Below are 5,609 nucleotides of genomic sequence, written 5' to 3' on the forward strand. Positions count from 1 at the left end.
GTTTATTACATCTTGAGTAGCAGGTAGGCTCTAGGGTGCAATACGGTTCAGTTAAGGCTAAAACTCTTTGTCAAAGTCAACTTTTTTAACGAACCGCAGAGGCGCAGAGGAAACAGAGAGAAGAGAAAAAATGCTTAACTGAACTGTATTGCTCTAGGGTGTTGATTTTGTACCTTTTCAGGGGTTAAAAATTCATTCACAATCCTTGCTGAGTAAATTTGCAGTAGTAAAAGTTATTTTTCGCGTTCTTTAAGTAATAAGTAATGAGTAATAAGTAATGAGTAAATACCCACTATAAGCATTAGTCATCTACTTAGTAAAGTGTAGCACTTTAATATACGTAACTATGATTAGCGATCGCTCTTTGGAGAAAAACTTTTTGGTTTACTGCAAATGGTGACTCAAATTCAAACTCGCGCCGATGAACTGCAACAATCGGCTGAACAGCGCCGGATTTTATTTGATTTGGTTGTCAAAATTCAGGAATCTTTGGATTTAGAGACGATCCTTAAGACTACAGTACAGGAAGTGCGGCGATCGCTAAATACAGATCGACTCAACCAATCATTTATCGGTAGCGATAATATGTAAATCTATTTTTTGATGCCTAATTAGCTCCATCAATCTTTGTGTGAAAGAACCTTTGAGCCATCGTCTCCATGAAGACTGCTGGCTCTCACCAATGATAATTTGAGTAATGTGATAATCTACTGCAACTTGAGCAATTTTTTTGGCGATACTTTGGCTCTTGAAGTGTAAAAATTCGCCACCAAACTCTAGACATAATTTCTCGCATGTATCGATATGTAAACTTTCTTCTTTGGTGAGGAAACGTTCGGGATCTGCTACGAACACAGTATACAGTCGCGCATTCATATAATTGGCGATGCGTGCGCCTCGACGTAGCAATTGCACTGAATCAGGGTAAGTAGATACACATACTAAAACTCGTTCGTGAACATTGCAATTTTGTCCTACTAAGCTGGAAGTGTTTGCTTCTTCCTCAACGGTATCTGCTACTTCTCTTAGTGCTAGTTCCCTTAAAGCAATGAGATTACGACGCTGAAAGAAGTTTTTCAGAGATTGCTCGATTTTTTCAGGAGCATAAATTTTTCCTTCTTGTAACCGCTCTTCTAGAGTTTCTGGAGTAACATCAATGACAACAACAGCATCAGCTTCATCAAGTACATAATCAGGAATACGCTCTCGCACCACCACACCTGTAATTCTTGCCACTAGGTCATTTAAACTTTCCAAATGCTGAATATTGACAGTGGAATAAACATCAATTCTAGCTGCCAAAATTGCTTCCACGTTTTGATAGCGCTTTTCTCGTTGAGAACCAGGAACGTTAGTATGAGCAAGTTCATCCACTAGAACCAGTTGGGGGGAGCGTTGCAGAATTGCGTCTGTGTCCATTTCCTGTAGAGTGACGTTCTGATGAATGCAAGCTTTTTGGGAAACTACCTCGATTCCAACAGCTTTCATTGCCGTATCTTTGCGTCCATGAGTTTCTAAGATACCTATAACTACATCAATTCCATCTTGTTTGAGTTGATGTGCTTCTTCCAGCATTTTGTAAGTTTTGCCGACACCAGGAGCCATACCAATAAAAATCTTATGTTTCCCGCGTCGGTTAGGACGAATATAAGAACTATCGGGAGATGAGGTATGAGAATGAATCATGAACAAGATATTAGATAAATTGGCAATAGTTAATTTAGAAAGCTGGGAGAGAATGATAGTGTTACTTTTTTTGAGTTAATCATTTATTAGAACTGTAATCAGAGCAATTAATCGCTTCTTTTATTGGCTCCTTCAAGAAGTTAACTTGCGGGCTGTAAAGCATCCAAAGCCATATTTAGCTGCAAAACATTGATTCCAGGTTCACCAAAAATTCCCAGGAATCTGCCATCGATGTTTTGAGATACTAGAGTTTGAATTTGGGCTGGATTCAGATTACGGGCGCTGGCGATACGCCGCACCTGTACTTGGGCTGCTGCAATACTGATGTGGGGATCTAAACCGGAGCCGGAAGTATAAACTAAATCAGCAGTTGGTTGTATGTTGGCTTGTTTGAAGCGTGTGGCTTCTCCTTGAATGCGTTTGAGGAGTTCAGGATTGCTGGGTGCGAGGTTGCTAGCTCCTGATATCCCGGTTGTCGCAACTTCTGGGTCTGTGCTGTATTCTACAGTACTGGGGCGACTCCAGAAATAGCGATCGCTATTAAAAGGTTGACCAATTAAGGCAGAGCCTACAACTGTACCCTGACTGTTAGTCATTAAGCTGCCGTTAGCCTGAAAAGGCAATGCTATCTGTCCACAAAGTAGCATAAATAAAGGATAGAGGAAGGCTGTTAGTAACCATAAAGCTAAGGTAGAACGAACAGCTTTATTGAGTTGGCTCATTAGAATTTCTCCGGTTGAAAAATGACTACAAATAAATAAATGCTCACGCTCAGAGTCAGGAGTCCTAAAAGGGCAATAGCATAAGATGCAGAACGTGATATTGCAAACGGTGTTGCGGCTTGTACTGCTGGTGCTAGAAGTACATTCAAGCAAAGCAGTAAAAATAGAGATAAAGGAATACGATTTGGTTTTTCGCCAATAAAGTCAAATACATTCTTCATAATTAAAATAAGGAATTGAAACGCAAAGGGACGCAGAGGTAAGCGCAAAGTAACGCAGAGTTTTGGACTAAGCTAGACCTATGGACACAATCAAAAAATCAATTATTTTGATTGCAAAGAAGGGAATCAAAACCCCACCAAGCCCATAGATAAAAATATTGCGTTGCAAAAGTTTATCTGCGGTCAATGGTCGAAATTTAACACCAGTCAGTGCTAATGGGATGAGTGCTGGAATCACTAAGGCGTTGTAAATCAAAGCTGATAAAACCGCAGATTGGGTACTTGCCAAACCCATAATATTGAGAGTGCCAACACCAATGCCCGCAAATATTGCCGGAAGAATGGCAAAATACTTGGCAATATCATTAGCAACAGAAAAAGTGGTGAGTGCGCCACGAGTAATCAGCAATTGTTTACCAATAGTGACGATATCAATTAACTTAGTAGGATCGGAATCAAGGTCTACCATATTAGCAGCTTCCTTTGCCGCTTGAGTGCCTGTATTCATTGCTACACCTACATTTGCTTGAGCTAAAGCCGGGGCATCATTAGTACCATCTCCAGTCATGGCTACGAGTTTTCCTTGGGCTTGTTCTGTCCGAATCACCTCAATTTTGTCTTCAGGTGTAGCCTCGGCGATAAAGTCATCAACTCCTGCTTCCTCGGCAATCACAGATGCAGTAATACGGTTATCTCCGGTCAGCATAATGGTTTTAATTCCCATCCGTCGCATTTGGTCAAAACGTTCTCGAATACCCGGTTTAATGATGTCTTTGAGATAAATTACACCATAGATTTCATCATTTTTACAAAGTGCTAAGGGAGTACCACCTAATCGAGAAATTCGTTCAAAGGTAGTATCAAGCTCAGGGGTTAATTTTCCATTACGCGATCGCACAAATCCTTTAATCGCGTCCACTGCACCTTTACGAATTTGCACCTCGTTGGGTAAATCAGTGCCACTCATCCGCGTTTTGGCAGAAAATTCGATGCCTTCTGCTTGTTTGGGGTCAAAATCTAATGTTGCCCCTAATTTTTCTGCCAGTTTGACAATGGATTTTCCTTCTGGAGTTTCATCAAATATGCTTGATTCTAGAGCAACTTTTGCTACCTTCTCCATAGAATGACCGTTAACGGGAATAAATTCCTCTGCCAAACGGTTTCCCAAAGTAATCGTACCTGTTTTGTCCAATATCAAGGTGTTGATATCCCCACAGGCTTCAACCGCTCGTCCAGAAGTAGCAATTACATTAAACTGGGCAACTCTATCCATCCCAGCAATCCCAATAGCACTTAATAATCCGCCAATAGTAGTAGGAATCAGTGCCACAAGTAAGGCTATGAGTACGGCAATACTAATAGGTGAGTTGACGTACACTGACACCGTAGGTAAAGTGGCAATCACAACTAAAAACACCTGAGTGAGAACTGCCAACAAAACCGTCAAGGCAATTTCATTAGGTGTTTTGCTGCGAGAAGCTCCTTCTACTAAACTAATCATGCGGTCAAGAAAACCTTGTCCAGGGTCAGCAGTGACCCGAATTATCAGTTCATCAGAGTTGATACGCGTTCCTCCAGTCACGGAACTAGCAATATCTGACCCTGGTTCTTTCAGTACTGGCGCTGATTCTCCCGTGATAGCAGATTCATCAACAGAGGCAATACCTTTAATCACCTCCCCATCAGCAGGGATAATATCTCCAGCAATTACCTTGATTTGGTCGCCACGACGTAAGGCTGTAGAACTAACCTCTTCGATGGAACCATCAGCAAGGAGTTTTTTGGCTTTAGCATCGGATTTTGCCGATCGCAAGGCATCTGCTTGAGCTTTACCTCGTCCTTCAGCCACAGCTTCAGCAAAGTTGGCAAAGACAATGGTTAAGAACAGAATCAGGGTAATTAAACCATTGAATAATCTGGGATTGTCACCAGGCGTTGGGCCAAATAAATTTGGTGCAAGTGTAACCAGCGCTGTGATAATCGTACCCAACCAAACTACAAACATCACTGGATTTTTCAGCATATTACGCGGATGCAGCTTGACAAATGCTTGCTGAAATGCACGCCTGTAAAGTCCGGCTGATTTGGCTTTGGGTGTATGTTTGCGTTCTTGTCGCAGTTTTGTAGATGGTGTCATTGGTAATTAATTAATTTAAAAAATAGGACTTACGCAAGAACTCTCTGAAACTCTTATTTCTCCGTGTCCTCTGCGTCCTCTGTGGTTCGATTTTCCGTTACCTGTGCGTCAGTCCTGTAAAAAATAAGACTTACGCACACTATGTACTTGTAAAGTGGCGCAAAGAAGAGAATATTTATCCACCTCTGGCAATCAGAAATGCCTCTGCTATAGGGCCTAAAACAAGTGCGGGAAGGAAGGTGAGAGCGCCAAGAATTAAAATTACGCCGCTTGTAACTCCTGTGAAGAGTCTAGTGTCAGTTCTGAGAGTGCCAGCGGTCATAGGAACAGGTTGCTTGCGGGACATACTATCCGCCAAAAGTAGCAGTGCAATAATTGCGATATAACGCCCTGCCAAAATACTGACACTGGTGCTGAGGTTCCACCACAGAGTGTTATCACTTAATCCTTCAAAGCCAGAACCGTTGTTGGCGGCGGCGGAAGCGTATTCGTAAACTACCTGGGAAACACCATGAAAACCTGGATTACTAATGCCTGAAAGGGTATCGGGAAAACCGAAGGTAATAGCCCAAGGAATGAGAATAGCAAAGGGGTGAACTAATAAAACAACACTGGCTAGAACAATTTCTGATTTCTCGATTTTGCGTCCTAAAAATTCTGGTGTCCGTCCCACCATTAACCCAGTCAGGAACACTGCCAAAATTAGATAGATAAATAGGTAAGCTGTGCCAGTTCCCTGACCTCCCCAAATAATTTGCAAAAACATATTAAAGAGAGTCGCAAATCCACCTGGAGGCATTAAAGAATCGTGCATACTATTAACAGCACCACACATAGTTGCTG

General features: G+C 41.8%; 6 protein-coding genes. 1 reads left to right on the plus strand and 5 read right to left on the minus strand.

Annotated features, from left to right (window positions below; all coding sequences use genetic code 11):
- Positions 1-393: 393 nt before the first annotated feature.
- A complete protein-coding gene (locus IQ229_RS10835) occupies positions 394-591 on the plus strand; it encodes a hypothetical protein (protein WP_194043575.1) in 198 nt (65 codons plus the stop codon).
- Here IQ229_RS10835 and IQ229_RS10840 read toward each other — a convergent pair.
- From IQ229_RS10840 to IQ229_RS10860, 5 genes are all read right to left on the minus strand, one after another.
- A complete protein-coding gene (locus IQ229_RS10840; protein ID WP_194043577.1) occupies positions 565-1,686 on the minus strand; it encodes a sensor protein KdpD in 1,122 nt (373 codons plus the stop codon). The genes IQ229_RS10835 and IQ229_RS10840 overlap by 27 nt on opposite strands.
- 140 nt (positions 1,687-1,826) lie before the next feature.
- Positions 1,827-2,408, minus strand: a complete 582-nt coding sequence (gene kdpC, locus IQ229_RS10845; RefSeq protein WP_194043579.1) for a K(+)-transporting ATPase subunit C — start codon at positions 2,406-2,408, stop codon at positions 1,827-1,829.
- Complete coding sequence (locus tag IQ229_RS10850; protein WP_194043581.1) at positions 2,408-2,629, minus strand: potassium-transporting ATPase subunit F; 222 nt, start codon at positions 2,627-2,629, stop codon at positions 2,408-2,410. Before IQ229_RS10850 ends, kdpC begins: the two co-directional genes overlap by 1 nt.
- Before the next feature lie 67 nt (positions 2,630-2,696).
- The gene (kdpB, locus tag IQ229_RS10855) at positions 2,697-4,766 is read right to left on the minus strand and encodes a potassium-transporting ATPase subunit KdpB (RefSeq protein ID WP_194043583.1); all 2,070 of its coding nucleotides are present in this window, start codon (positions 4,764-4,766) and stop codon (positions 2,697-2,699) included.
- 175 nt (positions 4,767-4,941) lie between these two features.
- On the minus strand, positions 4,942-5,609 hold a 668-nt coding region (locus IQ229_RS10860), incomplete at its 5' end, for a potassium-transporting ATPase subunit KdpA (RefSeq protein WP_194043585.1).

This window comes from Nostoc cf. edaphicum LEGE 07299, from assembly GCF_015207245.1.
Classification (GTDB): domain Bacteria; phylum Cyanobacteriota; class Cyanobacteriia; order Cyanobacteriales; family Nostocaceae; genus Nostoc; species Nostoc edaphicum_B.